We start from the raw sequence: 26350 nt of genomic DNA, 5'->3' as shown, positions 1-26350 counted from the left end.
GTTATTCCAGAAGGTCAGTCTGTTTCAGCACCGCCGGATCGATTTCGAGATCAGCAGGGACCTGGACGTCTGCAGCTTCGGTGGCGTCCTGGATCGCTTCCTGCGCTGCAATCTGGCTGAGCTCCTGGGTCAAATCTCCCCGCACGTCTTCCAAGGTCGGAATCTCTGCCTTGCGCGTTTCGTTGAGCTTGATGATATGCCAGCCGAACTGGGTCTGCACCGGGGCCGAAACCTCACCTACCTCAAGCGCGATGGTCGCGGCCTCGAACGCAGGCACCATCATACCGGGGCCAAACCATCCCAACTCCCCGCCATTCGGACCGGACGGACCCGTCGATTTTTCCCGCGCCGTGGCACCGAAATCGGCACCCCCGTCAATGGTTTCCTTGACGGCCAAGGCGGCCTCTTCGGTTTCCACCAGAATATGGGAGGCGTTATATTCCTCTTCGGGATCGATATCCCCGAATTGCCGATCATAGAGCTCCTGAAGGGCCTCTTCGGTGATCGCGTCCTGCAACACCGCCTCGACGACTTCGCCGGCAAGCAGTGAGCGCTCCTCGTTTTCCAGTGACTTGGTGATCCGCAGCGGCACGTCACCCTCGAAGTTCTGTGCCAGGGCGCTTTGCTGCACCAGCTGCTCCAGAATGCCGTCATAGAGGACCTCGTCCTCCAACTGCTGATATTGCTGCGGCAGGCTGGCGCGCGCGACGATCATGTGACCCAGCGTGATCTCAACACCGTTCACAGTGGCCACCACCGTTTCAGCGGTGGGCGGCTCTGCGTTTGTGTCCGTTGAAGTCTGGGCCCAGGACGGCGCGGCCAATGTGACCAGCAAGGCGGCGCCGGCCATGAGGGTGAGGTGTTTTTGCATGGATTGGTCCTTGGGCTGCGTCACGGCAGGGCGCGACATTGACACGGTTTGGCGTGACCCTTACATCGCCCTATGGGCGCGGCCAGAGTGCTGCGTTCCCTTTCTATCTATGGGCTGTGCCGCAGACGAGCAAGCAAATCGGCGCCATTCCCTAAACTTCGGCTGGAGAACGCATGCTGGGCATCGGAACACTCGCAAAAAAGGTCTTTGGGACACCAAACGACCGCAAAGTCAAAGCGACCCGCCCGCTGATCGAGAAGATCAACGCGCTTGAGCCAGAGTTCGAAAAACTGAGTGACGACGGCATCAAGGAAAAGACCGAAGAGCTGCGCAAGCGCGCGCTGGATGGCGAAAACCTTGACGACCTGCTGCCCGAAGCCTTTGCCAACTGCCGTGAAGCCGCGCGCCGGGCCCTGGGCCTGCGCGCCTTTGACACGCAGCTCATGGGGGCGGTGTTCCTGCATCAGGGCAATATCGCGGAACAGAAGACCGGCGAAGGCAAGACGCTGACCGCCACATTCGCGGCCTACCTGAACGGGCTGACCGGCAAGGGTGTGCATATCGTCACCGTGAACGAATACCTCGCCAAACGCGATGCCGCCTGGATGGGGCAGGTGTTCGGCGCGCTGGGCCTGACCACCGGCGTGGCCTATTCCGAGATGTCCGAGGAGGACAAGCGCGACGCTTACGGCAGCGATATCACCTACGCGACGAATAACGAGCTTGGGTTTGATTATCTGCGCGACAACATGAAGTCCGAGCTGAGCCAGATTTTCCAGAAGCATCACAACTTCGCGATTGTGGACGAGGTGGATTCGATCCTGATCGACGAAGCGCGCACGCCCTTGATCATTTCCGGTCCCGCGCAGGACCGATCCGAGATGTACAAGACCGTCGACGTGGTGATCCCGGAACTGGACGACAGCCATTTCGAACTTGATGAAAAAACCCGGAACGTGACCTTCACGGATGAGGGCAACGAATTTCTGGAAGACCTGCTGCGGTCGCGCGAGCTGCTGGAAGAGGGGCAAACCCTCTACGATCCGGAAAGCACGACCATCGTGCACCACGTCAATCAGGGTCTGCGGGCGCATAAGCTGTTTCAGCGCGACAAGGACTATATCGTCCGCGATGACGAGGTGGTGCTGATCGATGAATTCACTGGTCGGATGATGACCGGGCGTCGCTTGTCGGACGGCCTGCATCAGGCCATCGAGGCCAAGGAAAACGTGCCCATCAAACCCGAGAACGTGACGCTGGCCTCGGTGACCTTCCAGAATTATTTCCGCCTCTATGACAAGCTGGCAGGCATGACCGGGACCGCGCTGACCGAAGCGGAAGAGTTCCAGGAAATCTACGGGCTGGGTGTGGTCGAAGTGCCGACCAACAAGCCGATTGCCCGGATCGACGACGACGATCAGGTCTACCGCACCGTGCGCGAGAAATACTCCGCCATGCTGGACCAGATTAAAGAGAGCAATGCCAAGGGCCAGCCCGCGCTGGTCGGCACCACCTCGATCGAGAAGTCCGAAGTGCTGAGCAAGATGCTGACGGATGCGGGGATCAAGCACAACGTGTTGAACGCGCGCCAGCACGAGCAGGAAGCGCAGATCGTCGCGGACGCGGGCAAATTCGGCGCGGTGACCATTGCGACCAACATGGCGGGCCGCGGGACGGACATCCAACTGGGCGGCAACGTGGACATGCAGGTGATGAACGCCATCGCCGCCGATCCCGAAGCCGATCCGGAGGAAATCCGCGCCAAGGTCGAAGCCGAACATGCGGGCGAGAAATCCAAGGTGCTGGAGGCTGGCGGGCTCTATGTTCTGGCCTCCGAGCGCCACGAAAGCCGCCGGATCGACAACCAGCTGCGTGGGCGTTCAGGACGTCAGGGAGACCCCGGTCGGTCGTCATTTTACCTGAGCCTCGAAGACGATCTTATGCGTATTTTTGGGTCCGAGCGTCTCGAAAAGGTGCTGACAACGCTCGGCCTGAAGGAGGGGGAAGCCATTATTCACCCTTGGGTCAACAAGTCGCTGGAGCGGGCGCAGGCCAAGGTCGAAGGGCGCAATTTCGACATCCGCAAGCAGCTTTTAAAGTTCGATGACGTGATGAACGAACAGCGCAAGGTGGTCTTCACCCAGCGCCGCGACATCATGGAAGCGGCTGACCTTAGCGAGATCACCACCGACATGCGCCACCAGGTGATCGACGACATGATCGACCAGCATCTGCCGCCGAACACCTATGCCGATCAGTGGGACTCCGAAGGCCTTTATGAGGCGGTGAAAGAGCAGCTCGGCGTGGATGTGGCGGTCATGGACTGGGTCGAAGAGGAAGGCGTTGATGATGAGGCGATCCGGGATCGTCTGGTCGCGGCCACCGACGAGTTCATGGCGAGCAAGGCCGAGCTGTTCGGTTCCGAGAACATGCGCAACATCGAAAAGCAGCTTTTGCTGCAGGCCATCGACGGCAAGTGGCGCGAGCATCTGCTGACGCTGGAACACCTGCGGTCGGTTGTGGGCTTTCGCGGATATGCGCAGCGTGACCCGTTGAACGAATACAAGAACGAATCCTTCCAGCTTTTCGAAGGCATGCTGGACAGTCTGCGGGCCGACGTCACACAGAAGCTGTCGCAGATCCGTCCGCTCTCCGAGGATGAGCAACGCGAAATGCTCGAACAGATCCGGGCCCAACAGGCAGCGGCCCAGAATGCGGCAGCCGTTGCACCGGCGGGTGCCGCACCAGCGGCGGAATCGGGCGGCGATGCGGCAGCGGGCTTTGTGGAAGACGATCCGTCAACCTGGGGAAACCCGGGCCGGAACGAGCAATGCCCTTGTGGATCAGGGAAAAAGTTCAAACACTGCCACGGGCGTCTCGTCTGACACCTCCGCCATCTTCTTGCCCGAATTACACCCTTCGGCGGCCATAACTCAGCCGTGTTTACCTTTCATTAAGGTTTTCGTTCCGACTGGTGGAGAGGGATCACACGTAGATGTCGCAAAAGAAAGAGATCATGACGGCTGCTGGCACCTTGGCCTGCGCTGTCGGCATCGGTTTCGTGATGCAGAGCGGTGAGGCGGCCAAGCTCCGCTATGGGTCTGCGTCGCCCCCTGCGGAGAACCTGCAGGTCCGAAACGTCCCACCGCCGGACATCATCGAGGTTCCCGGCGCGATGGTCTTCGAAGCCGAACCTGTGCTGGACATCAATGGCATTGTCCTGACCTCAGCCGGGGTCGAGGCGCCGCTGAATGCTCAGGCATTGCACGAGCCGGTTCTGATCTATGCCTCCGCTGCCAGCCCGCTTTATCAACCAGTCGCGCCCGAGAGCCATCCGAAACACATATGCCCGGTAAAACTGTCCGCCACGACCTCTGCCGCCGCCATGGTGAGTTTGAGCCTGACTGCTCCCTGCATGCAGAATGAGCGAGTAACCGTCCGTCACGAAGGCCTGGAGTTCACCGAAACGACCTCTGCGTTTGGTGGGTTGGACATGACCGTGCCCGCTCTGGCAGAAGATGCGGCATTCGGCATTACCTTCGTCAACGGATATACCGCCCATGCCGAAGCGAAAGTTCCAAGCGTGAAACTCTATGACCGCGTGGCCGTTCAGTGGGAAGGCAACAACGTCGTGCAACTGCACGTGCGTGAGTTTGGCGCGCATTATGGGGAGGACGGTCACGTCTGGGCGGGGGCCGCGCGTGACATCTCGAGTGTGGCGGATGGGTCCGGTGGGTTTCTGACGCGACACGGGGACCGCGCCGCGCACAACGCCAGAATGACCGAGGTTTATACCGCCCCGGCACAAACAGCGCAGACCGAAGGCGCCATCGAAATCAGCATCGAAACCGAAGTGACGCCGGCCAACTGCGGACGCGAGATAGAGGCAACAGCCTTGAAGCTGATGGGCGGGAGCACGCTGTTGACCGGCACGGTGTCGCTTTACGTGCCGGGGTGCAGCACTGTCGGCAATTTTCTGGTGTTGAATAATCCGCTCGAAGACCTGACAGTCGCAGCGAACTGACACTGCGACGAGGCGCTTTCAGATGAGATTGACACGTGCAGCGGTTTGGGCTGCACTTTTTCTTTGCGCATTCTGGCGTTTTGCCGTCGCGCAGGATGTGACGCTGACGTCGCGTGATGGCCGGATTGAGCTGACCGGTACCCTGCTCGGGTTCGACGGGGAGTTTTACCGGATCGACACGCTCTACGGTGAATTGACGGTCGATGGATCCGGCGTTCTGTGTGACGGGCCCGGCTGTCCCAATCTGCAGGACTATGTTGCAGAGCTGAGCATTTCGGGATCGGCAACCATGGGTGCCGTCCTGATGCCAGCGCTGATCGAAGGGTTTGCCTTGCGCAACGGGTACATCGCGCTGCGCATGGTCGAGGATAAAACCCATTTCAACTACAGCCTGACGGATGAACAGACCGGCAAGCTCGCCGCTGTTTTCTTTTTCCGCGTGACCAATACGGATGAAGGTTTTGCGGATTTGCTGGCCAATGAAGCGGATATCGTCATGGCGCTGCGCGAAATTCGCGAAGATGAGCTGTCGCGTGCCGCCGAGGCGGGCATGGGCGATATGACCGGCACCAACCGCAGCCGGGTTCTGGCCCTCGATGCTGTGGTGCCCATCGTGGCGCCGAACAATCCCGTGCGGGACATCTCGCCCGGTAATCTTGCGCGGGCCTATGCAGGACAGATCACCAACTGGTCCGATCTGGGAGGGCCCGATGCGCCCATCACCCTGCACGCGCCCGCGCCCGAAACCGGGTTGGGGCAAGCCATCGAGGATGAAATCATCGCACCTGCCGGATTGCAGATGTCACCCAACATAATGCGTCACATGCGCGGGACAGACCTGGCGGGTGAGGTGTCCCGGGATGCCTTTGCCCTGGGGGTGGCAAGTTTTGCCGAAGTGGGAAATGCGCAGGCGCTGACGCTGACGGGTGTCTGCGGGCGGGCGTTACGCGCCACCCGGCGCACGATCAAGACAGAGGATTACCCGCTTACGGCCCCGATGTTCATCTACCTGCCCGCACGCCGCCTGCCCAAGATCGCGCGTGAGTTTCTGGCCTATACACGCGGCCCCTCCGCCCAGATCGTGATCCGGCGTGCGGGGTTCGTGGATCAGGCCCCCGAAGAGGTGCCGGTGGACGATCAGGGCAACAGGTTTGTCAATGCAATTGCCTCGGCTGGCGCAGAGGTGCCACTCTCCGAATTGCAACGTATGGTCTCTGTGTTGTCGTCGATGAAACGGTTGACGACGTCTTTCCGCTTCGAGGCGGGATCGGTTCGGCTGGATGCGCAATCGCGGTCCAACATCCAGCAGTTGGCGCGTGGGCTGGAACAGGGCCGCTATGACGCGCGTAAGCTTCTGCTTGTCGGTTTCAGCGATGGTGAAGGGCCAGCTGAGGTCAACCGCAGCATTGCCCTGCGGCGCGCAGAGGCGGTGCGCAGTGCCATCATCGAGGCCGCGGAAACCGCCGATCTGGATCGGGTGGTGATGGATGTGGATGCCTTCGGCGAGGCGATGCCGATGGCCTGTGATGGCAGCGCCTGGGGGCGTCAGGCCAATCGCCGGGTCGAGGTCTGGGTGCGTTAAGGCTCAGAGATAGCCTTCGCTGCGAAAACTCAATTCGCGCGATTTTCCGATGATCAGATGGTCATGCAGCGTGAGCCCCAGGGCCTGACAGGCGGCGTTGATCTGATCCGTCATGGCGATATCGGTTTGAGACGGGGTCGGATCACCGGAAGGATGATTATGCACCAGGATCATGGCGCTGGCATTTAACTCCAACGCCCGTTTGGCGACTTCGCGCGGATAAACCGGCACATGGTCGACCGTGCCCCGGGCCTGCTCTTCGTCTGCGATCACCACGTTCTTCCGGTCCAGATACAGCACGCGGAATTGCTCGGTCTCCCGGTGGGCCATGGTGGTGTGGCAATAGTCGAGCAAGGCGTCCCAGCTGCTGACAACATTCTGCTCGAGCACGCGGGCGCGGGCCATCCGGTGCGCCGCTGCTTCGACAATCTTCAGTTCGGTGATCACCGCGTTGCCGACCCCGGCAACATCGCGCAGCCGTTCCGCAGGCGCGGTCAGCACACGGTTGAAATCCCCAAACCGGTCCATTAATGCGCGGGCCAGTGGTTTTACATCGCGCCGTGGGATTGCCCGAAACAGAACCAACTCCAACATCTCGTAATCCGGCATGGCGGCTGCGCCGCCTTCAGTGAAACGAAGGCGCAGACGCTTGCGGTGATCTGCGATGTAGGAGGGTGTCGTGCCGCTGGGAAGGGGCACAGGCTCCGCTTCGTCAAGCAGGAAGGGCAGGGTGGATTCGGCGAAGGTATTCGGATCACGACTCATGAACCCGACTGTGCGGACTCATGGTTTCCGATTGGTTAACCCCAGCGTCAAAATAGTGATCGGGCCTGCCCCGCAGCACCAAGGATGGCAGACCCTGGGGCAACCGGCGAGCTGACAGGTAGGGTGGGCTTTAGGCCACCCCTGGGTGAAGTCCCATTGGACGTCCCGACCGTCAGGTCACCCCTTCATGGAGTCCCAGAAGGTTTTCACGGAGGAAAAGAAGCTGGAGGTCTCCGGGTTGTTGTTCTCAGAGAGATCCTCGAATTCAGCCAGCAGTTCCTTTTGCCGGGCGGTCAGGTTCACCGGGGTCTCCACCGCCAATTCGATGAACATATCGCCCGATCCGGCCCCGCGCAGCGCGGGCATGCCCTTGCCGCGCAGACGCATCTGGCGGCCGGATTGGCTGCCCGACGGGATTTGCACGCGTCCACGCCCGCCGTCGATGGTCGGCACCTCGATAGACCCGCCAAGCGCGGCTTTCGCCATGGAAACCGGCACGCGGCAGAAGAGGTTCCCGCCTTCGCGTGAGAAGAGCTCATGCTCGATCACATCGATGAAGATATAGAGATCGCCCGACGGCCCCCCCCGCATGCCCGCTTCACCTTCACCGGCAAGACGGATGCGGGTGCCGGTTTCGACCCCGGCAGGGATGTTCACGTTCAGCGCCCGCTCTTTTTCGATCCGGCCAGCGCCGTTGCAGGATTTACAGGGATTGTTGATGTGCTGACCGAGGCCAGAACACGTCGGGCAGGTCCGTTCTACCGTAAAGAAACCCTGCTGTGCCCTCACCTTGCCCATGCCGGAACAGGTCGGGCAGGTGGTCGGCTCGGCCCCGCCTTCGGCCCCGGAGCCGTTACAGCTGTCGCAGCCGACCGAGCCGGGCACATTGATTGTCTTTTGCAGGCCGGAGTAGGCGTCTTCGAGAGAAATGCGCAGATTGTAGCGCAGATCCGATCCCCGTGCCGCCCGGCGTCCGCCGCCGCCACGCTGGCCGCCCATGAAATCGCCAAAAAGATCGTCGAAGACGTCCGAGAAGGCAGAGCCGAAATCGCCCTGGCCGCCGCCAAACCCGCCACCGGGACGGCCACCGCCGCCGCCCATGCCGCCTTCAAATGCAGCGTGGCCAAAGCGGTCGTAGGCGGCTTTCTTGTCGGCGTCTTTCAGAACTTCATAGGCCTCGTTGGCCTCTTTGAACTGGGATTCAGCTTCTGGATTATCCTTGTTGCGGTCCGGGTGGAGTTCTTTCGCCTTCTGGCGATACCCCTTTTTAATCTCGTCCGCGGAAGCGCCTTTGGCGACACCAAGCACGTCGTAATAGTCACGTTTTGCCATCCGATAGTCCCCTTACTGGAACGTGAGAGGCCGACCCGGAGGTCGGCCTATGCAGTGGTTCCGGGTATCGCGCAACTTATGCGCGCTTGTCGTCGTCGAGATCTTCGAACTCGGCATCGACGATATCGTCATCGTCACCGCGCGGGGCATCCGCGGCCTCTGCCACGTCCTCACCCTCTTCCTGCGCGGCCTTGTAGATGGCCTCGCCCAGTTTCATCGCCGCTTCGGTCACGTTCTGGATGCCGGATTTGATCTTCTCGGCATTTTCAGTTTCCAGCTCATCCTTGAGCGCGGCAATCGCCAGTTCGATGGCTTCGATGGTGGTCGGATCGACCTTGTCGGCATGCTCTTCCATCGACTTCTCTGTCGAATGGATGAGGCTTTCCGCCTGGTTCTTGGCTTCGATGAGCTCGCGGCGTTCCTTGTCGGCTTCCGCGTTCTCTTCGGCGTCCTTGACCATTTTGTCGATGTCTTCGTCCGACAGACCGCCCGACGCCTGGATCGTGATCTTCTGCTCTTTCATCGTGCCCTTGTCGAGCGCGCCCACCGACACGATGCCGTTGGCGTCGATGTCAAAGGTCACTTCGATCTGCGGCATGCCGCGCGGGGCGGGCGGGATGTTCTCAAGGTTGAAGGCCCCGAGGATCTTGTTGTCCGACGCCATCTCACGCTCACCCTGGAAGACCCGGATTGTCACCGCGTTCTGGTTATCTTCGGCGGTGGAGAAGATCTGGGACTTCTTGGTTGGGATCGTGGTGTTGCGGTCGATCAGGCGGGTAAACACACCACCCAGCGTTTCGATGCCCAGCGACAGCGGGGTCACGTCCAAGAGGACCACGTCCTTCACGTCACCCTGAAGAACACCGGCCTGGATGGCGGCGCCCATGGCGACGACTTCATCCGGGTTCACACCCTTGTGCGGCTCCTTGCCGAAGAACTTGGTCACTTCTTCGACCACTTTCGGCATGCGGGTCATACCACCAACCAGCACCACCTCGTCAATGTCGGAAGCAGAAAGACCAGCATCTTTCAGCGCCGCCTGGCAGGGCTTGATCGAATTCTTGATCAGATCGCTCACGAGGCTTTCCAGCTTGGAGCGGGTCAGCTTCATGACCATGTGTAACGGCTGACCGGTGGCGCCCATGGAGATAAACGGCTGGTTGATCTCGGTCTGGCTGGAGGAGGACAGCTCGATCTTGGCTTTCTCAGCGGCCTCTTTCAGGCGCTGCAGAGCCATCTTGTCCTGCGTCAGGTCGACCTGGTGCTCTTTTTTGAACTCATCCGCGAGGTAGTTCACGATGCGCATGTCGAAGTCTTCCCCACCGAGGAACGTGTCGCCGTTGGTGGATTTCACTTCGAAGAGGCCATCGTCGATCTCAAGGATCGTCACGTCAAAGGTACCACCGCCGAGGTCGTAGACCGCGATAGTTTGCGTTTGCTCTTTGTCGAGACCGTAGGCCAGCGCCGCCGCTGTGGGCTCGTTGATGATGCGCAGCACTTCGAGGCCCGCGATCTTGCCGGCGTCTTTGGTGGCCTGACGCTGGGCGTCGTTGAAATAGGCAGGCACGGTGATGACCGCCTGGGTCACGTCTTCGCCGAGATACGACTCAGCGGTCTCTTTCATCTTGCCAAGGATAAAGGCGGAGATTTGCGACGGCGAGTATTTCTCACCACGGGCTTCCACCCAGGCGTCGCCGTTGCCGCCATCGATGACGTTGAACGGCATGTTCTTCTTGTCCTTGGCCAGATCCGCATCGTCGAACCGACGACCGATCAGACGCTTGACGCCGAAGATGGTGTTTTCAGGGTTGGTGACGGCTTGTCGTTTCGCGGGCTGACCCACGAGGCGCTCATCATCCGTGAAAGCGACGATGGACGGGGTCGTCCGCGCGCCTTCGGAGTTTTCGATGACACGGGGTTGGCTGCCATCCATGATGGAAATGCAGCTGTTGGTGGTGCCTAGGTCGATACCAATCACTTTGGCCATTTTTAGATCCCTCATTTACTCAAGGCGATGACACGGAGCATTGGCCCGTTATGGCGCCGTTGCCCCGATCGGATAACACAGGAAGCGGGTCGCTTCGTGCGGTTCGCAGCGTATATAAGGAGGGGTCTCGGGCGCTGCAACCTTTAGGCGCGGCATCCTCGGGGATTCTTATGGCAAATTCTGCGCAATTGGCACATCGGCGGGAGATGTATGGCACATTTGACGGTTGCGGGCTTCGAAATCCACGACACTTACCTCACGTCGGACGCGCAACGCGCGCTGCTGGACGCCCTTCGGGAGGTGGTTCGGGCCGCGCCTCTTGTCGATCCGGTGACCCCCAGCGGTAAAAAGATGTCGGTGCGGATGACCGCGGCGGGGCAATACGGCTGGATCACCGACCGGCAGGGGTACCGATACGCGCCGCAGCATCCCCAGGGGACGCCATGGCCTGCCATTCCCGAAAGCGTTCTGGACATCTGGCGCGATCTGACAGGGCTGGCGCGCATTCCGGATTGCTGCCTGATCAATTACTACGGCGAAGGCGCGCGCATGGGTCTGCATCAGGATAAGGACGAGGCCAGCTATGACTGGCCTGTGGTGTCCATATCGCTGGGGGACGACGGGCTTTTCCGCATGGGTGGGCCGCAGCGTGGTGGCAAGACCCAATCGATCTGGCTGAAGTCGGGGGACGTCGTGGTCATGGGCGGGGCCGCACGGCTGGCCTATCACGGTGTGGACCGCATCCGCTTTGGCTCCAGCACGTTGATGCCAAAGGGCGGGCGCATCAACCTGACGCTCCGGGTGGCGACATAGCGGTGGTCATGAACAATTGAAATGATACCGGGGCTGTGCAACCATCAATCGTTTTCAATCTGCGCGTCTCTTTTATGCTGTTTCTCCGCTCCGTTTTTCTTGCAGCTCTCCTGATGGTGTCCCTGCCTGTCGTCCTGTCCGCAAAGGATCGCGTGGCGCTCGTGCTTGGCAACTCAGACTATGCCCATCTGGGGTACCTGCCGAATGCGGCGCAGGACGCGCAGGATGTCTCCGATGCACTGCGCGCGCTGGAGTTCGAGGTCTTTGAGGGCATCGATTTGACGCGCAAGCAGATCGGGCGGCTGGTGTTGCGGGTGATGTCGCGGCTGGACGAAGACGATCTGGCCCTTTTTTACTATGCCGGACATGGGATTCAGTTCGGGTCCCAGAACTACATTCTGCCCGTCGATGCCTCTGGCACCACCGAGGAGAAAGTGCAGAAATCGGCGATCCGGCTGCAATCCATTATCGAGGATATCGAACAACGGGCAAGCCGGAACGTGGTCATCATGGATGCCTGCCGGGACAATCCGTTTGCCCAAGGCCTCGATGAACCGCTTCAGAGCATGGCTGCAACCGGTCTTGCAGAACTCAAAGGCGGGCTCAGCACTTTCATCGCCTTTGCGACGGAACCGGGCATGGCTGCTTCGGACGGGGCGGGCAGGAACAGCCCCTTTACCGGTGCCTTGCTGCGTTACATCAACGATGCGGACAAGGACGTGCACGAGTTGATGCGCAAGGTGCGCATTGATGTCGTCGAGGCAACCAACAGCGCGCAGACTCCGTGGGAAAGCTCCTCTCTGCTCAAAAAGATATGCCTTGCCCGACCCGGTGGCCATTGCGCACAACCGGTGAGCCTGCCGACACCCGCGCCGCAACCGGAGGTCACCGCGCCAGCTCAACCGCAACCACAACGGCCCGATCTGGTGCTCACGCATGTGGTGTCAGGGCTCGACCCGAACGGCGATGGGTTTCTGGCCCTGCGTGCGGGCACCTACACCGGCGCCGTGCGTCTGGCGAAAATGACCGAAGGCACGCGGCTGCAGTTTCTGGGGCAGGACGGCGTATGGTTCCATGTGCGCACGGAAACCGGGCTGGAGGGGTGGGCGCATTCCAACTGGATCAGGTTCACCGGCGCCCAGACCGCTGCCGCCCAAACCACCTGCGAGGCGCTTTGGCAGCAGCGCAACGCGTATTTCCACCGGCGGGGATATTGCTTTCAGTCGGCGCGGGGACAAGCGGCATTTTCGAACCAGAACTGCATTCCCGGGTTCAGCGCGGCAAACGTGCCGTTGAGCTCTGCCGAACGGGCCGCGGTGTCGCAGATCAAGGCGCAGGAACGGGCGATGGGGTGTCCTTAGACCGGTTCGGCGGCAGAGCGTGGGGCGATGCCCGTGTCGACTCCGCAGAGATGTCGGCGTGACTGCCAGGTCAAATCTGCGTATGGGACATGCACATGTGCTTGGCGCCTGAATTCGGGCCTGCGGGCGGAGGAGAGTGTTGAATGGAGCGAATAGCTGTTGTCGGATTGGGCCGTATGGGCAGTGCCATCGCGCGCCGCATGTCCGCCATGGGTCATGCCGTGCAGGGGTGGACGCGCAGTGGCCGCGAGGTTGCCGGTGTCCAGAGCGCCCCGGATCTACAGAGCCTGGTGGCGCATGGCGACACCCTTGTCCTTAGCCTTTTTGATGACGCGGCGGTGGCCGAGGTGCTGGATGCGCTCTTGGCCTGTGATCTGACGGGCAAACAGATCATCGACACCAGCACTGTGGTGCCCGACATCCTCAAGAGCCGCTTGGAAGCCATCACTGCCGCCGGTGCCATGGCGGTTGATGCGCCGATATCCGGAGGGCCGGATCTGGTCACGGCTGGGAAATGCGGGATTTTCATCGGCGGTGAGGAAAGTGCGGCAGCGCGGTCGCAAGATACGCTTGCGGCGCTTTCCAGTCGCATCTTTCACGTGGGTCCGCTGGGGGCCGGTCTTGCGATGAAGGTCATCAATAACGGGATGATCCAGACCTATTTCAACGGTCTCGCAGATTTCATGCCCTTGGCGAAACGGGCCGGGTTGCCGCTGGAGACAGTGCTGAAAATCCTTAGTGGCGGGCCTGCGGGGATGCCGATGGTCGCCGACCGCATTCCAAAAGTGCTGGGTCAGGACAAGGAGATCGGCTTTACGATCAACGCGACCTACAAGGACGCGGATGTCTTCCGGCGGGTCATGCAGTCTTTTGGCCTGCCATCACCGATGCTGGACAATTTTGCGCAGATGAGCGGTGAGGTCATCGCGGCTGGATTGGGCGAGGAGGATCCGGCGGCGTTTATCCGGTTTGCGTATGAGGACGATACTGGCTCCTGAGCCTCAGCGCCGCGCGCTCCAGCTGAGCGAGGCGTGCCGCCGCGTATAGAACTCACCCATCAGGCCGATCATCACCAGCACAATGCCGACCCACATGGCATAGTGCCAATCCGTATAGCGCGGGTTGTAGTTGATGAAGACAAACCCCCGCGCCTGATCAATGGCGTGAAACAGCGGGTTCCAGTCGAACATCGACAGCATGAATCCGGGCAGGCTGTTGGCCACGAACATCTTTCCCGACGCAATCATATTGGCGCGCTGGTAGATGGTTGAAAAGATGCTTACCACCTGGGGCATCCACGGTTTCAAGGCGAGCAGCACGAGGCCCAGAGCCACCCCGGTAAACCAGGATACGATCAGCATGCCAAAGGCCGCTGCCGGTTCTTCTATGACCACCGGGGCAATCGCCACGTGATAGCCAAAGAGGATGATGCCCAGCGAGAGCACCTGAATATAGAGCGCGCCGATGGCGGCAGAGGCGATGGCAATGATCGTGTTCATCGGCGCATGCTGCATCATCGGGCTGGCGGGCCCTTCCGACCCGACGACCGCGCTCATGGATTTTGTGTGCGTGATGAAGAGGAAGATGCCCGACATGATGTAGAGCAGGAAATCGCCCCGAATGGCGGAGCCGCGCAGCCCGAGGATGGAGAACATCAGGTAGAAGACCAGCACGAAGATCAGCATCTGCAGCACGTTGATGAAGATCGCGGCAAAGGCGTTGTTATGCGTCTTGCGCACGGACCGGACCACGGAGTGATAGATCAGCTCCAGAAGCGTCAGGGCGGAGGAAATTCCGCCATCGGTGCGTTTTGTCGCCTGAAACATGACCGCCTTGCCCATTGATCGTGTCTAGTTTCGCACGGAATTCTTGCTGTTCCGTTAGAGCTTGACCATAAGGGGCATCGTTTTGAACATCAATGATCGTGGAATGGATGAGAGCGTCATGGATTATGTGAAACTGGTTGAGGTGATGCGTCGCCTGTCGATCGAGGCGGGCGCGAAGATCATGGAGATCTACCAGGCGGATGATTTCGACGTGAAGGTGAAATCCGATGACAGCCCGGTCACGGCAGCGGACGAAGCCGCGGATGCGTTGATTTCGGCGGGCCTGCGCGCGGCGTTTCCCGATGTGATGCTGGTGACGGAGGAGCAATCGGCCACCCACGAGACTTCGGGCGATACCTTCCTGATCGTCGATCCACTGGATGGCACCAAGGAATTCATCCACCGGCGCGGCGATTTTACCGTGAACATCGCATTGGTCGAAGGCGGCGTGCCGACACGTGGGGTTGTCTATGCGCCTGCCAAGGGCCGGATGTTCTACACGGATGCTGACGGTCAATCCGTCGAGGAAACCGGTGATCTGGCGCTGGATCAGGTGGGCCCGCTGACGCGCATGTCGGTGTCGCAGGCCGACAATGCCGCGCTGATGGTGGTGGCGTCGAAATCGCACCGGGATCAGGCCACCGATGATTACATCAACAAATACGCCGTGAAGGACATGAAAAGCGCGGGCTCATCGCTCAAGTTCTGCCTTGTGGCGACCGGCGAGGCGGACCTTTATCCGCGTCTGGGCCGCACGATGGAATGGGACACGGCGGCAGGCCACGCGGTTCTGTCGGGTGCGGGCGGCTCGGTTGTGCGTTTCGACGATCTGACACCGCTGCGATATGGCAAGGAGGGATATGCAAATCCTTTCTTCATTGCCTATGCGCCCGCTGTTGATCTGAAGGACAGCTGATGTCCGTTCTCATCGTGATCCCGGCGCGCTACGCGTCCAGCCGCTATCCGGGCAAACCCCTTGTGGGTCTCAAAGGCGCGTCGGGTCAGTCCCGCAGCCTGATCGAGCGCAGCTGGCTGGCCGCGCAGAGCGTTGAAGGTGTTGCCCGTGTCGTCGTGGCGACGGATGACGACCGCATCCGCGAGGCGTCCGAGGCTTTTGGTGCCGAGGTGGTCATGACCTCACCTAATTGGGTGAACGGCACGGAACGCTGCGCCGAGACCCACGAGATTCTGGGCGGCGGTCATGAGATTGTCGTCAACCTGCAGGGCGATGCGCCGCTGACGCCGCAGTGGTTCATCGAAGACCTGATCACCGGGCTTCGGGCAGCGCCGCAGGCCGAAATCGCGACGCCGGTGCTGTGCTGCGACGGGGCCACGCTGAACGGCTTCCTGTCTGACCGCAAGGCGGGCCGCGTCGGCGGGACAACCGCCGTTTTCGATACAACCCGTCAGGCGCTCTACTTTTCCAAGGAGGTGATCCCCTTCACCTCCCGCACCTACGGTGATGACGAAGAGACACCGGTGTTCCACCATGTCGGTGTCTATGCCTACCGCCCCGAGGCGCTCGCTGCCTACCCGTCCTGGCCCGCCGGTCCGCTGGAGCAGCTTGAAGGTCTCGAACAACTGCGGTTCATGGAAAACGGCCGCGCCGTGCTCTGTGTCGAGGTTGCCGCAAAAGGGCGTCATTTCTGGGAATTGAACAACCCCGAGGATGTGGCAAAGATTGAAAACATGATGATGCACATGGGATTGGATTGATCCTCGGGTCAGGCGGATTTCAGAAATCATCTTAATCTCTGAAAATATTGAGGAAACGCGCAACCGGTTACAGGATTGCTCAATTTTGTGTCTGGGGCATGCGCAGACTGGCGAGACTCCGCTATATTTCGTAAAATGGAACCAGTTATGCTCAAAAATAGCTTTAATTGACGGGCAAGTCGTGTTTTTGACGCATTCGAGTGCTAGCTTGGCGCTCGTGGGGTGCGATTGATTTTTTAATTGTGAGGGCAACAGTATGAAACGCAAGGTGACCAAGGCGATTTTTCCCGTGGCTGGCATGGGTACGCGCTTTCTTCCCGCGACCAAATCGGTTCCCAAGGAAATCATGACACTGGTGGATCGCCCGTTGATTCAATATGCGATCGACGAGGCGCGCGCTGCAGGCATCAAGGAATTCATTTTCGTGACGTCCCGTGGCAAGGGCGCCCTGGAAGACTACTTCGACCACGCGCCACAACTGGAGCAGGAGTTGCGCAAGAAGGGCAAGGACGACCTTCTCGAAGTGCTCGAAACAACGAATATGGACAGCGGTGCAATTGCCTATATCCGCCAGCACAAGGCGCTGGGCCTGGGCCATGCTGTCTGGTGTGCCCGCCGTCTGATCGCCGACGAGCCCTTTGCGGTCATCCTGCCGGATGATGTGATTGCCGCCGACAAACCCTGCCTTCAGCAGATGGTCGAGGCCTATGCCGAAACCGGGGGCAACATGGTTGCGGCCATGGAGGTCGCACCGGAGAAATCGTCTTCCTACGGCATGCTGGATGTCTCCGAGGACATGGGCTCGATGGTCAAGGTCAGAGGTATGGTCGAAAAGCCCGCGGTTGAGGAATCGCCGTCCAACCTTGCGGTGATCGGGCGCTATATCCTGTCGCCGTCGGTGCTGACAAACCTGAACAAGATGAAATCGGGTGCCGGGGGTGAAATCCAACTGACCGATGCAATTGCACAGGACATCGAGAAAAAGGACAACGGCTTCGGATACCGGTTCCGTGGGCAGCGTTTCGATTGCGGCTCCAAATCCGGCTTCCTGCAGGCGACGGTGGCCTTTGGTCTCGACCGCGATGATCTGCGCGAAGATCTGTCCGCCTATCTGCACGATGTGGTCAGCATGGGCAAAGCTGCGGAGTAGCGGCGCACATCGGTTGACAAGAATGGCTTAGGGACGGCGCAGAGATATCTCTGCGCCGTTTTTCTTTGCCCTGCGCGGACCTGTTGTTGCCCAAAGCGAGGCCAGCAGTAGCCAATGCCTATCGGGGAAAGGCTTGGCGGCGCGATCAATTCGGGCAATATGGCGTGAAGATCGTATCGGCTTTGCCCGTACGGCCCTCGGTTCTGAAAGGTCGCGTGATGGCGCCGCCCACGCTTTGGTCCAGATATAAGTTGCGGCTGCGGCGCAAACGACTGCTGTGGCGCGGGTTTCGCAGCCGCCACAAGCTGACCCCTGTGCAGAACCATACGCGGCAGATTGCACCGGCGGACATCCTGCTCTTCGCGACGGTGCGCAACGAGGCCCTGCGGTTGCCCTATTTTCTGCAGCACTACAGAGCGCTGGGCGTGCGCCATTTTCTGATCGTGGACAACGGCAGCGATGACGGCACGCTGGACCTGCTCAAAGCGGCATCGGATGTCTCTGTGTGGCAGACGGACGCGCCTTATAAATCAGCGCGTTTCGGCATGGACTGGCTCACCTGGCTGCTCATGCGGTACGGACATGGCCACTGGACCGTGACGGTGGATGCGGACGAACTGCTGATCTATCCGCAGTGGGAGACCCGGGACCTTACCGTGCTCACGACACAACTGACATCGGAGGGTCACCGCAGCCTTGGAACCCTTATGCTCGACCTCTATCCCAAGGGGTCACCGGATTCCCAGCGGTACCATGCAGGCGAGGACCCTCTCCCGATCCTGCCCTGGTTTGATGGCCACGGATATTGGTGCGAGCGGCGCGGCCAACATCAATCCGTTTCGGTTTTAGGGGGGGTACGGGCGCGCATGTTCTTTCAGAGAGCTCCGGAGTTCGCACCGGTGCTCAGCAAAGTGCCACTTGTGAAGTGGCACCGGTCCTATGTCTACTTCAGTTCCACCCATGTGGCTTTGCCGCAGCTTCTGAACGCGCACCATGATTTGGACGGCAGGGAACGGCTTACAGGGGTTTTGTTGCACACAAAGTTTTTGCCGGGAACGGGAGCGCGGGCCAGAACCGAGAAGGCGCGCGGCCAACAATACACGCGCGGGTCGGCACATGATGCGTACTACGACGCTTTGGCGGAGGCGCCTGACTTGTGGGTGCCCGAGTCCATAAAATTCACCGGATGGCGACAGCTGGTGGACATGGGGTTGATGTTCCGTGGGCCCTGGTAAACCGGTGAAAATCGCCCAAATCACTTAGAACCATTCAAATTCGTTGTGAGGGCTACGTTTTTGAGCAATAAAATATCAATAAGTCGCGATTAACCAATGAAGCGACACAAGATCGACCGCAGGAAGATGGGACAGGGGTCCTTTGAGCACCGGCGGTGGGGCGGTGGAGAGGGCTGAAGCTTGGGTGTTCTGGGATCTTACCGGATGCGTCTGGCGCGAAAGCGTCTGCGTATACGCGCGCGCCGCAAGAGCTTTGAGCTAAAGCAGATTACCGACAGAACCGCGCAGGTGCGCACCGATGATATTCTGCTGTTTTCCACGCAGCGGAACGAGAAGGTGCGCCTTCCCTACTTTCTGGAATACTACCGCGACATGGGCGTGTCCCATTTTTTCATCGTGGACAATGACAGCACAGACGGATCAGCGGACTACCTGGCCGATCAGCCGGATGTCTCCCTGTGGCGCACCAAAAGCAGCTACAAGAATGCGCGCTATGGCGTCGATTGGCTGAACTATCTGCAAAGCAAATACGCGCATGGACATTGGTGCGTCGTTGTCGACCCCGATGAATTTCTGCTTTATCCATTCTGTGATACACGACCGCTCCGGGCGCTGACGGATTGGCTCGACAGCTGCTCCATCCGCGCCTTTTCGGCCATGCTGCTGGATATGTACCCCAAGGGCCGGCTGGAAGATCAGCAATATCAGCCTGGTCAGAACCCGATCGACATCGCCTGCTGGTTTGACAGCGGCAACTATACAATGTCGCGCAACCCTCTTTACGGTAACCTGTGGATTCAGGGCGGGCCGCGCAGCCGCGTGTTCTTCCCGAAGGAGCCGACGCGCGCACCTGCATTGAACAAGGTGCCTTTGGTCAAATGGAACCGGCGCTACGCTTATGTGAATTCAACGCATATGCTGCTGCCGCGCGGATTGAACCTTGTCTATGATCAAAGAGGTGGGGAGAAAGCATCCGGCATTCTGCTGCATGCCAAATTCCTCGATACTTTTGCGGATAAGGCCAGCGAAGAAATTGAACGCCAGCAGCACTATGCGGGATCCTACGAATATCGGGCCTATGCGCAGGGTCTGACGGAAGACACGGAGCTCTGGTGCAAGTGGTCTGAGAAATACATCAACTGGCGACAGCTGGAGATCCTGGGTCTGATGTCCAAGGGGAACTGGGCGTGAGCGTCGGGGTTGTCATGCTGGTGCACACTGCCTTCGGTCGTGCGGAACAGGTCGTGCGTCACTGGTCGGCCGCGGGTTGTCCGGTGGTGATCCACGTTGACAAGAACGTGTCGCGCAAGGCCTTTGGTGCGTTCCGGCAATCGCTGGCAAATGTGCCCGACGTCTCATTCTCCAAACGCTACAGATGTGAATGGGGCACATGGGGGATCGTGGCCGCGACGCAAACGGCGTCAGAACAGATGCTGGCCAGCTTTCCGGATGTGCGCCATGTCTATCTTGCATCCGGGTCCTGCCTGCCGCTGCGCCCGGTGCAGGAGTTGGTCGACTATCTGGCGGACCGGCCGAAAACCGACTTCATTGAAAGCGCGACAACGGCTGACGTTCCCTGGACGGTGGGTGGTCTGGACGCGGAACGGTTCACCCTGCGGTTCCCTTTTTCCTGGAAACGGCAGCGGGTTCTGTTTGATTGCTATGTGGCGCTGCAGCGGCGGTTGCGCGTGAACCGACGCGTGCCCGGTGGCTTGCTGCCGCATATGGGATCGCAATGGTGGTGCCTGACCCGGCAAACGCTGTCGGCGATTCTGCAGGACCCAGCGCGGGCAGAATATGATCGCTACTTCCGTCGCGTCTGGATCCCGGACGAGAGCTACTTTCAAACACTGGTGCGCCAATACGCGATCAAGATCGAAAGCCGGTCGTTGACGTTGTCGAAGTTCGATTTTCAGGGCAAGCCGCATATTTTCTACGATGATCATTTGCAGCTGTTGCGCCGATCGGACTGTTTTGTCGCGCGCAAGATATGGCCGCATGCGCACCGTCTTTACGATGCATTCCTCACCGACCCGTCCGGCGCAATGAAAAAGAGCGAGCCTAATCCGGGCAAGATTGACCGCATTTTTGCCAAGGCGGTGCAGCGCCGGACCCGCGGTCGTGCCGGTCTTTACATGCAAAGCCGTTTCCCGCGCGAGGATTGGGAAAACGAGGTGACCGCCGCGCCCTATTCCATGTTTCAGGGGTTCGCCGAGCTTTTCGAGAATTTCGAGCCATGGCTTGCCAAGGCAACGGGCGCGCGGGTGCACGGCCATCTCTTTGCGCCGGAACAGGCTTATTTTGCAGAGGATCAGACCGTGATGAACGGCGCGCTGAGCAACAGTGCGACCTTGCGCGACTACAACCCGCATGGTTTTCTGACCAGTCTGATCTGGAACACCCGGGGAGAGCGGCAGTGTTTTCAGTTTGGTCCGCGTGACAACCAGGCGATCAACTGGCGCATCGCAACAGACCCCAATGCTCAGATTTCCGTCATCAGCGGGGCATGGGCCGTGCCGCTCTTCCGGTCAAATGCGAACTTCCTTGATCTGCGCAAGGCAGCGGCGCAGCTGCAGCGCACGGAAAGCGAGCATCTCGATGTCTTGCGGTCCACCTGGATCAAGGCGCGCGTGCGCATTTGGACCATGGCCGACTTCATCGAAGCGCCGATGGAGCCGCTGCAGACAATACTGGATGAGATCGGGCCGACAGCCCAGCATCGCCTGTCCGAAGTGCCCCGCATGGTGGATCTGAACGGCTTTGGGCAATTCTTGCAGAACCTCAAGAACCAGGGCATGCACCCCTATCTGATGGGGGATTTTCCGGTGGAGCAGGGCGACGCGGTCGTCGACCGGGACAGGCCGCGCAAACCCTATCTGGTCCGGTGAGCGGGCCGCCCAAGAGCGTCTCAGGCCGCCTGTTCGGATTCCGCTGACGTCAGGATGGTATGCAGCGTGCTGGGGTTCGGGTTTGCCCGCAATTTTGCGCAAATACCCGGATCACGCAGGGTCCGTGAGACCAGCGCGAGCGCCTTGAGGTGCTCTACACCAGCATCCTCGGGGGCAAAGAGCGCAAAGGCGACATCAACCGGCTGCCGGTCCACCGCATTGAAGTCGATGGGTTTGTCGAGCAGAACGAAGGCGCCCACAACCGTGTCCAGCCCGTCAAGCCGCGCATGGGGCAAGGCGATGCCATGTCCAACACCGGTGGGCCCCAGCGCCTCGCGCGCCAGCAGCGCGTCGAGGACGTGGCCCGATTTCAGCCCATATGCCTGTTCCGCAAGATCGCCAAGATCCTGCATGAGGCGTTTTTTACTTGAGGCGGAGGTCAATACCTTCACGGCCTCAGGCTTGAGGAGTTTGTTAAAATCCATTCTGCTCGCACTTTCGGGAGGCTCAATCGCCTCGAAGAAATCCTACTGGGGGTCTATCCAGCCAATGTTCCCGTCATCGCGGCGGTATACGACATTCAGGCCTTCTTTGCCCTCGTTTCTAAAGACCAGAACCGGTGCACCAGCGAGTTCCATCTGCATCACGGCTTCACCTACGGAGAGAGAGGGAATCTTGGTTTCCATCTCGGCGACGATGATCGGTTGCAGTGTCTCTGGTTCCTGCGCTTCTGAGTCGGCATCTGATGCGAGGATATAGGAGGACGCGCCGTAGATTTCAACCGGTTCGGCCCGATCTTTGTGATGATCTTTCAACCTACGCTTGTAGCGGCGCAGTTGTTTTTCCATTTTGTCGCAGCACGAATCAAAGGCGGCATAAATCTCGGTCTGATGCGCTTTTGCCTGTGCTGTCAGGCCGGTAGACAGGTGAACGGTCGCCTCGCAGACAAACTCGTGCGCCGACTTGGAAAACACCACAACCGCTTCGGTTGGGCGTTCGGCATATTTTTTCACTGCTTCACCCAATTCTTCTTTCACGTGGGTTTGCAGCGCTTCGCCGATGTCGATCTGTTTGCCGCTGATTTGATACCGCATAGTCTCTCCTTCGAATGGTTGATCCTGCATCGGGTTTCCGGGCGCAGAGACGCCGGGGAAGCGGGTCAGAGGATCACGGAAAATGGCGTTCCATATGATGATTGTCTTCCGGGCCTTGGCAGGCAGGCTGATGCGCGGTCAGACAGAAACTGGTACGTGCCATGGCTTCATTGAGCCCGATAACCGACACCAGAGTCAAACAAAAGCGGGTCGCGTGCGCGGAAAAAAGCGTTAACGCGCGCGCGGCTGGATCAGGAGATTTTGAAGTTGTCGCCGAGGTAGACGCGGCGCACGTTTTCGTTCTCGACGACCTCGTCCGGGGTGCCGGACATCAGCACACGCCCCTCGTGCAGAATATAGGCGCGGTCGACGATTTCGAGCGTTTCGCGGACGTTGTGATCGGTGATCAGCACGCCGATGCCGCGTTTTTTCAGGTCGGCGACGAGGTGCCGGATATCCCCGACAGAGATCGGATCAACCCCGGCAAAAGGTTCATCCAGAAGCAGGTATTTGGGATTGGCGGCGAGACAGCGGGCGATTTCGACCCGGCGCCGTTCACCCCCCGACAGGGCCAGCGCAGGCGCACGTCGCAGATGTTCAATGGAGAATTCGCTGAGCAGCTCTTCGAGCCGTTCGCGGCGCTTGTGACGGTCCGCCTCGGCGATGTCGAGGATGGCGCTGATGTTGTCTTGTACGGACAAGCCCCTGAAAATGCTCATCTCTTGTGGGAGATAGCCGATGCCCAGCCGGGCGCGACGATACATCGGCAAGGCCGTGACATCCTGCCCATCAATCAGAACGGTGCCGCCTTCAGGCGTGACCAGCCCGGCCACCGCGTAAAAGGTGGTTGTCTTGCCGGAGCCGTTCGGGCCCAGCAGAGCCACCACTTCCCCGCGCTCCAGATACATGGAAAAATCGCGGATCACGGTTTTCTTGCGGTAGGATTTGCGCAGGTGCTCTACGTGCAGCCCGGCGGAACCTTCGGAGACGGTCAGGGTGGGTCGTGCCATTTAATTGTCGCCGGTCTGCAAAATGGTCTTTACCGACCCGGCCATCTGGGCGGTGCCAGTGTCGAGCTGCACGGTCATTTTGTCCGCCGTCAGGGCAGAGGGTCCCTGGGTCAGCAGCACGTTGCCGGTCATCACGATCGTGCCATCGTCAATATTGTAATCTGCGCGTTCCGATTCGGCCGCATCCGGACCGGACACCAGTACCACATCGCCGGTGGCCTCCATCCGTTCGATCCCTTCGGTGTCTTCGCGGTAGACGACAAGCAGCCGTTTGGCAGACAGCCGCATCGCACCCTGACCGACCACGACATTGCCTGTGAACACGGCCTCTCCGGTGCCCTGATCAACCGCGAGATTGTCCGCGGTGACTTCCACTGGCAGGCCGGTGTCTTGTTGCAGGCTGCCGAAGGCGACCTGGGTTCCCTGCGCAAGCAATGCCGGGGCGGTGGCCAGAAGGAACAGGGGCAGGATAAATATTCTTAACAATGTCACGGATCAGTCTTTCGCCTGTTTGGGCTGATATATCAGTTTCACGCCATTTGTGAAAACCAATTGCGCCGGTGCGTCCGGTTCGGGGGACATCAGCCGCATGGACCCCGCAGTTAGCTCGCCTGCGGGGGTGGTTGCAAAAACCGTATCGGGGGAACGCAGGTCCAAGGCGGCAATTCTCGCTATCAGCGCTTCGCTGGTGATGATGTACCCTTGGGACGTGGTGATCACCACATTGCCGGTCAAGTCCGCGACATCCTGACCTATGTTGACCCGTGCCTTGTTCGACGTGACGTTTACCGTGGTGCCGCTGACCATCTCGATTTTCACAAAGACATCTTCGGCCCGGTTGGCACCGCCCAGGCCGTTCGGCGTCAAGACTTTCTCCGCGACAAAGGCGATCTGGTCGCCGTTCGCCGTCGTGCCCGAATAGTAGGGGCCGGAGATCTGCTGGTTCAGCAGACGGTCCTGCACTTCGGTGTCGGCAAAGGGGATCGATTCCGTGGGATCGACCACGCGCGACAACAGAAACAGGGTCGACAGCAGGCCAAGGGCTGCAAGGGGCAGGGCCACTTTCAGCCAGGCCACCATGCGTGAATACCGATCTCCGCGCATCCCGGCCTATCCCAGACCGACGCGCAGACAATCATGGATGCGGATCAGGCCAAGCGGTGTGGCTGGCCCGCTGGCGTCGACCACAAAGAGGCTGGTGATCTGGCGGGCCTGCATCATGGCGACGGCCTTTTCGGCCAGTGCACTCGGTTCGATGGTCACGGGCGAGGGCGTCATGACGTCTTGGGCGTTCAACGACAAAAGCCCCTCCATATGGCGCCGCAGGTCGCCGTCGGTGATGATCCCTGCGAGCAACCCCGCCTGATCGGTCACACCGACAACGCCAAACCCCTTCTGGCTGATCTCGATTAGCGCGTCCGACATCGGCGTTTCCGGGTGGACCAGGGGCAGCTGATCCCCGCTGTGCATCAAATCCGACACCCGGCTGAGCTGGGCGCCCAGTTTGCCGCCGGGGTGAAAGTCGCGAAAGTTTTCGGGTGTAAAGGCGCGGTGCTCCATCAGCGCGATGGCCAGCGCATCGCCCAGTGCCAGCGTCATCGTTGTCGAGGAGGAGGGGACAACGCCGGTGCCGCAAGCTTCCCCCAGTTTTGGCAGCAACAGCACCACATCGCATTCACGGCCAAGGCTGGAGCCTTCGGCGCTGGTGATCCCGAGCAACGGAATGTCAAACCGGCGCGCGTAGGCCAGCAGGTTGGCAAGCTCCGGCGCCTCGCCCGAATTGGAGATCGCCAGCACCACATCGGCGCTGGTGATCATGCCGAGATCGCCGTGGCTCGCCTCTGCCGGGTGCACGAATTGCGCGGGCGTGCCGGTGCTGGCCATGGTGGCGGCGATCTTGCGCGCGATATGGCCGGATTTGCCAATGCCGGTGACGATCACGCGGCCCTTGCTGTTCAGCAGCAGGTCGATGGCGTCGCGAAACCGCGCATCCAGCCCCTCGGCCAGCGTGGTGAGCGCATCGGCCTCGGTCCGGATCACCCGGCGGGCCGTATCAAGAAAGGGCGTGCTCATGAATGTGCAAAGATGTCCGTGTCGGGCCAGCCTTCGAGGTCCAGCCGCGCCCGGATCGGCAGGAAATCAAAGCAGGATTGCGCCAGCTCCATACGCCCTTCCCGTTCCAACATCACGTTCAGCGCCTCCCGCAGCCGGTGCAGGTAAAGCACGTCAGAGGCTGCATAGTCGACCTGCGCATCTGTCAGCGTGTCCGCACCCCAGTCGCTGGATTGCTGTTGTTTAGAGATGTCGATGTTCAGCAATTCCTGCAGCAGCTTGGCCAGCCCGTGCCGGTCGGTGAAAGTCCGCACGAGGCGGCTGGCGATCTTGGTGCAATAAACCGGTGATGCGGTCGCGCCGAAGGTGTTCAGCATCGCGGCGATATCGAAGCGCCCGAAGTGAAAGAGTTTGAGCACAGCCGGATTTTCCAGCAAGGCGCAGAGGTTCGGTGCGTCGGTCTGGCCCATGGCGATCTGCACCAGATGCGCTTTGCCGTCGCCGCCTGACAGCTGCACGACGCAGAGCCGGTCACGGTGTGGATTGAGGCCCATCGTTTCGCAATCGATGGCAACAACAGGCCCCAGATCAAGCCCGTCCGGAAGGTCATTTTTATATACGCTATGTGTCATGTGCTCCCTATA

Annotated in this window: 24 protein-coding genes; 12 read left to right on the top strand and 12 right to left on the bottom strand. The window is 60.0% G+C overall.

Going from position 1 to position 26350, the window contains the following annotated elements; all coding sequences use genetic code 11:
* Nucleotide 1: 1 nt before the first annotated feature.
* Nucleotides 2-871 (bottom strand): peptidylprolyl isomerase, encoded by an 870-nt coding sequence (locus tag ISX84_RS13950; protein WP_195820988.1) that lies wholly within the window; start codon nt 869-871, stop codon nt 2-4.
* A gap of 173 nt (nt 872-1044) precedes the next feature.
* Between ISX84_RS13950 and secA the strand changes: the two genes are divergently transcribed.
* The 3 genes from secA (at nt 1045) to ISX84_RS13935 (ending at nt 6477) form a co-directional block, all read left to right on the top strand.
* The gene (gene secA, locus ISX84_RS13945) at nt 1045-3756 is read left to right on the top strand and encodes a preprotein translocase subunit SecA (protein ID WP_195820987.1); all 2712 of its coding nucleotides are present in this window, start codon (nt 1045-1047) and stop codon (nt 3754-3756) included.
* Between the two features lie 110 nt (nt 3757-3866).
* The gene (locus ISX84_RS13940) at nt 3867-4895 is read left to right on the top strand and encodes a hypothetical protein (RefSeq protein ID WP_195820986.1); all 1029 of its coding nucleotides are present in this window, start codon (nt 3867-3869) and stop codon (nt 4893-4895) included.
* 22 nt (nt 4896-4917) lie between these two features.
* On the top strand, nt 4918-6477 hold the full coding sequence (locus ISX84_RS13935) for a substrate-binding domain-containing protein (RefSeq protein ID WP_195820985.1): 1560 nt from the start codon (nt 4918-4920) through the stop codon (nt 6475-6477).
* A gap of 3 nt (nt 6478-6480) precedes the next feature.
* On the opposite strand, the gene radC is transcribed toward ISX84_RS13935, so the two are convergent.
* The 3 genes from radC to dnaK all read right to left on the bottom strand — a co-directional run bounded on the left by radC (nt 6481) and on the right by dnaK (nt 10561).
* Nucleotides 6481-7242 (bottom strand): RadC family protein, encoded by a 762-nt coding sequence (radC, locus tag ISX84_RS13930; protein WP_195820984.1) that lies wholly within the window; start codon nt 7240-7242, stop codon nt 6481-6483.
* Nucleotides 7243-7419: 177 nt separating this feature from the next.
* Nucleotides 7420-8574 carry a molecular chaperone DnaJ gene (gene dnaJ / locus ISX84_RS13925; protein ID WP_195820983.1) on the bottom strand — a complete coding sequence of 385 codons (1155 nt, stop codon included), beginning with the start codon at nt 8572-8574 and terminating at the stop codon, nt 7420-7422.
* A gap of 76 nt (nt 8575-8650) precedes the next feature.
* Nucleotides 8651-10561 carry a molecular chaperone DnaK gene (gene dnaK, locus ISX84_RS13920; RefSeq protein ID WP_195820982.1) on the bottom strand — a complete coding sequence of 637 codons (1911 nt, stop codon included), beginning with the start codon at nt 10559-10561 and terminating at the stop codon, nt 8651-8653.
* A gap of 210 nt (nt 10562-10771) precedes the next feature.
* Between dnaK and ISX84_RS13915 the strand changes: the two genes are divergently transcribed.
* The 3 genes from ISX84_RS13915 to ISX84_RS13905 all read left to right on the top strand — a co-directional run bounded on the left by ISX84_RS13915 (nt 10772) and on the right by ISX84_RS13905 (nt 13733).
* Nucleotides 10772-11374 (top strand): alpha-ketoglutarate-dependent dioxygenase AlkB family protein, encoded by a 603-nt coding sequence (locus tag ISX84_RS13915; protein WP_195820981.1) that lies wholly within the window; start codon nt 10772-10774, stop codon nt 11372-11374.
* A 113-nt stretch (nt 11375-11487) separates the two neighbouring features.
* On the top strand, nt 11488-12735 hold the full coding sequence (locus ISX84_RS13910; protein ID WP_195820980.1) for a caspase family protein: 1248 nt from the start codon (nt 11488-11490) through the stop codon (nt 12733-12735).
* 143 nt (nt 12736-12878) lie between these two features.
* Nucleotides 12879-13733 (top strand): NAD(P)-dependent oxidoreductase, encoded by an 855-nt coding sequence (locus ISX84_RS13905; protein ID WP_195820979.1) that lies wholly within the window; start codon nt 12879-12881, stop codon nt 13731-13733.
* A 3-nt stretch (nt 13734-13736) separates the two neighbouring features.
* Here the strand turns inward: ISX84_RS13905 and ISX84_RS13900 are convergent, their stop codons facing one another.
* Nucleotides 13737-14561, bottom strand: coding sequence for an ABC transporter permease (locus tag ISX84_RS13900; RefSeq protein ID WP_195821317.1), 825 nt, complete (start codon nt 14559-14561; stop codon nt 13737-13739).
* Nucleotides 14562-14679: 118 nt separating this feature from the next.
* On the opposite strand from ISX84_RS13900, the gene cysQ reads away from it, so the two are divergent.
* From cysQ to ISX84_RS13870, 6 genes are all read left to right on the top strand, one after another.
* A complete protein-coding gene (gene cysQ, locus ISX84_RS13895; protein ID WP_195820978.1) occupies nt 14680-15477 on the top strand; it encodes a 3'(2'),5'-bisphosphate nucleotidase CysQ in 798 nt (265 codons plus the stop codon).
* A complete protein-coding gene (locus ISX84_RS13890; protein WP_195820977.1) occupies nt 15477-16277 on the top strand; it encodes a 3-deoxy-manno-octulosonate cytidylyltransferase in 801 nt (266 codons plus the stop codon). Before cysQ ends, ISX84_RS13890 begins: the two co-directional genes overlap by 1 nt.
* A 256-nt stretch (nt 16278-16533) precedes the next feature.
* Nucleotides 16534-17427, top strand: coding sequence for a UTP--glucose-1-phosphate uridylyltransferase (locus tag ISX84_RS13885; RefSeq protein ID WP_195820976.1), 894 nt, complete (start codon nt 16534-16536; stop codon nt 17425-17427).
* 164 nt (nt 17428-17591) lie between these two features.
* A complete protein-coding gene (locus tag ISX84_RS13880) occupies nt 17592-18662 on the top strand; it encodes a glycosyltransferase family 2 protein (RefSeq protein WP_326838739.1) in 1071 nt (356 codons plus the stop codon).
* 204 nt (nt 18663-18866) lie between these two features.
* Nucleotides 18867-19853 carry a glycosyltransferase family 2 protein gene (locus ISX84_RS13875; RefSeq protein ID WP_195820975.1) on the top strand — a complete coding sequence of 329 codons (987 nt, stop codon included), beginning with the start codon at nt 18867-18869 and terminating at the stop codon, nt 19851-19853.
* Entirely contained in the window at nt 19850-21550 is a 1701-nt protein-coding gene (locus ISX84_RS13870; RefSeq protein WP_326838738.1) for a DUF5927 domain-containing protein, read from the top strand. Before ISX84_RS13875 ends, ISX84_RS13870 begins: the two co-directional genes overlap by 4 nt.
* A 20-nt stretch (nt 21551-21570) precedes the next feature.
* On the opposite strand, the gene ISX84_RS13865 is transcribed toward ISX84_RS13870, so the two are convergent.
* From ISX84_RS13865 to ISX84_RS13835, 7 genes are all read right to left on the bottom strand, one after another.
* Nucleotides 21571-22035 carry a PTS sugar transporter subunit IIA gene (locus ISX84_RS13865; RefSeq protein WP_195820974.1) on the bottom strand — a complete coding sequence of 155 codons (465 nt, stop codon included), beginning with the start codon at nt 22033-22035 and terminating at the stop codon, nt 21571-21573.
* 42 nt (nt 22036-22077) lie between these two features.
* The gene (hpf, locus tag ISX84_RS13860) at nt 22078-22644 is read right to left on the bottom strand and encodes a ribosome hibernation-promoting factor, HPF/YfiA family (RefSeq protein ID WP_195820973.1); all 567 of its coding nucleotides are present in this window, start codon (nt 22642-22644) and stop codon (nt 22078-22080) included.
* Nucleotides 22645-22895: 251 nt separating this feature from the next.
* Nucleotides 22896-23654 (bottom strand): LPS export ABC transporter ATP-binding protein, encoded by a 759-nt coding sequence (gene lptB, locus ISX84_RS13855; protein WP_195820972.1) that lies wholly within the window; start codon nt 23652-23654, stop codon nt 22896-22898.
* Nucleotides 23655-24146 carry an LptA/OstA family protein gene (locus tag ISX84_RS13850; protein ID WP_195820971.1) on the bottom strand — a complete coding sequence of 164 codons (492 nt, stop codon included), beginning with the start codon at nt 24144-24146 and terminating at the stop codon, nt 23655-23657. It abuts the gene before it with no gap.
* Between the two features lie 3 nt (nt 24147-24149).
* Nucleotides 24150-24758: an LPS export ABC transporter periplasmic protein LptC gene (gene lptC, locus ISX84_RS13845; protein ID WP_195820970.1), complete on the bottom strand. Its 609-nt coding sequence runs from the start codon at nt 24756-24758 to the stop codon at nt 24150-24152.
* Nucleotides 24759-24764: 6 nt separating this feature from the next.
* Complete coding sequence (locus ISX84_RS13840; protein WP_195820969.1) at nt 24765-25727, bottom strand: KpsF/GutQ family sugar-phosphate isomerase; 963 nt, start codon at nt 25725-25727, stop codon at nt 24765-24767.
* Nucleotides 25724-26338 carry a ribonuclease D gene (locus tag ISX84_RS13835; RefSeq protein ID WP_195820968.1) on the bottom strand — a complete coding sequence of 205 codons (615 nt, stop codon included), beginning with the start codon at nt 26336-26338 and terminating at the stop codon, nt 25724-25726. Before ISX84_RS13835 ends, ISX84_RS13840 begins: the two co-directional genes overlap by 4 nt.
* Between the last annotated feature and the right edge of the window lie 12 nt (nt 26339-26350).

The organism is Roseobacter sp. MH60115, from assembly GCF_015644665.1.
Lineage (GTDB): Bacteria > Pseudomonadota > Alphaproteobacteria > Rhodobacterales > Rhodobacteraceae > Roseobacter.
This window is presented reverse-complemented; position numbering and strand designations above follow the sequence as displayed.

What these genes read in the sequence shown, in the direction of transcription:
- ISX84_RS13840 (WP_195820969.1), bottom strand. Translation starts at nt 25,727, where the DNA reads ATGAGCACGCCCTTTCTTGATACGGCCCGCCGGGTGATCCGGACCGAG.
- lptB (WP_195820972.1), bottom strand. Translation starts at nt 23,654, where the DNA reads ATGGCACGACCCACCCTGACCGTCTCCGAAGGTTCCGCCGGGCTGCAC.
- ISX84_RS13875 (WP_195820975.1), top strand. Translation starts at nt 18,867, where the DNA reads ATGCGTCTGGCGCGAAAGCGTCTGCGTATACGCGCGCGCCGCAAGAGC.
- ISX84_RS13900 (WP_195821317.1), bottom strand. Translation starts at nt 14,561, where the DNA reads ATGTTTCAGGCGACAAAACGCACCGATGGCGGAATTTCCTCCGCCCTG.
- dnaK (WP_195820982.1), bottom strand. Translation starts at nt 10,561, where the DNA reads ATGGCCAAAGTGATTGGTATCGACCTAGGCACCACCAACAGCTGCATT.
- ISX84_RS13940 (WP_195820986.1), top strand. Translation starts at nt 3,867, where the DNA reads ATGTCGCAAAAGAAAGAGATCATGACGGCTGCTGGCACCTTGGCCTGC.
- ISX84_RS13890 (WP_195820977.1), top strand. Translation starts at nt 15,477, where the DNA reads ATGTCCGTTCTCATCGTGATCCCGGCGCGCTACGCGTCCAGCCGCTAT.
- ISX84_RS13950 (WP_195820988.1), bottom strand. Translation starts at nt 871, where the DNA reads ATGCAAAAACACCTCACCCTCATGGCCGGCGCCGCCTTGCTGGTCACA.
- ISX84_RS13915 (WP_195820981.1), top strand. Translation starts at nt 10,772, where the DNA reads ATGGCACATTTGACGGTTGCGGGCTTCGAAATCCACGACACTTACCTC.
- ISX84_RS13865 (WP_195820974.1), bottom strand. Translation starts at nt 22,035, where the DNA reads ATGGATTTTAACAAACTCCTCAAGCCTGAGGCCGTGAAGGTATTGACC.
- ISX84_RS13910 (WP_195820980.1), top strand. Translation starts at nt 11,488, where the DNA reads ATGGTGTCCCTGCCTGTCGTCCTGTCCGCAAAGGATCGCGTGGCGCTC.
- secA (WP_195820987.1), top strand. Translation starts at nt 1,045, where the DNA reads ATGCTGGGCATCGGAACACTCGCAAAAAAGGTCTTTGGGACACCAAAC.
- ISX84_RS13935 (WP_195820985.1), top strand. Translation starts at nt 4,918, where the DNA reads ATGAGATTGACACGTGCAGCGGTTTGGGCTGCACTTTTTCTTTGCGCA.
- ISX84_RS13835 (WP_195820968.1), bottom strand. Translation starts at nt 26,338, where the DNA reads ATGACACATAGCGTATATAAAAATGACCTTCCGGACGGGCTTGATCTG.
- radC (WP_195820984.1), bottom strand. Translation starts at nt 7,242, where the DNA reads ATGAGTCGTGATCCGAATACCTTCGCCGAATCCACCCTGCCCTTCCTG.
- cysQ (WP_195820978.1), top strand. Translation starts at nt 14,680, where the DNA reads ATGGATTATGTGAAACTGGTTGAGGTGATGCGTCGCCTGTCGATCGAG.
- hpf (WP_195820973.1), bottom strand. Translation starts at nt 22,644, where the DNA reads ATGCGGTATCAAATCAGCGGCAAACAGATCGACATCGGCGAAGCGCTG.
- ISX84_RS13885 (WP_195820976.1), top strand. Translation starts at nt 16,534, where the DNA reads ATGAAACGCAAGGTGACCAAGGCGATTTTTCCCGTGGCTGGCATGGGT.
- dnaJ (WP_195820983.1), bottom strand. Translation starts at nt 8,574, where the DNA reads ATGGCAAAACGTGACTATTACGACGTGCTTGGTGTCGCCAAAGGCGCT.
- lptC (WP_195820970.1), bottom strand. Translation starts at nt 24,758, where the DNA reads ATGCGCGGAGATCGGTATTCACGCATGGTGGCCTGGCTGAAAGTGGCC.
- ISX84_RS13905 (WP_195820979.1), top strand. Translation starts at nt 12,879, where the DNA reads ATGGAGCGAATAGCTGTTGTCGGATTGGGCCGTATGGGCAGTGCCATC.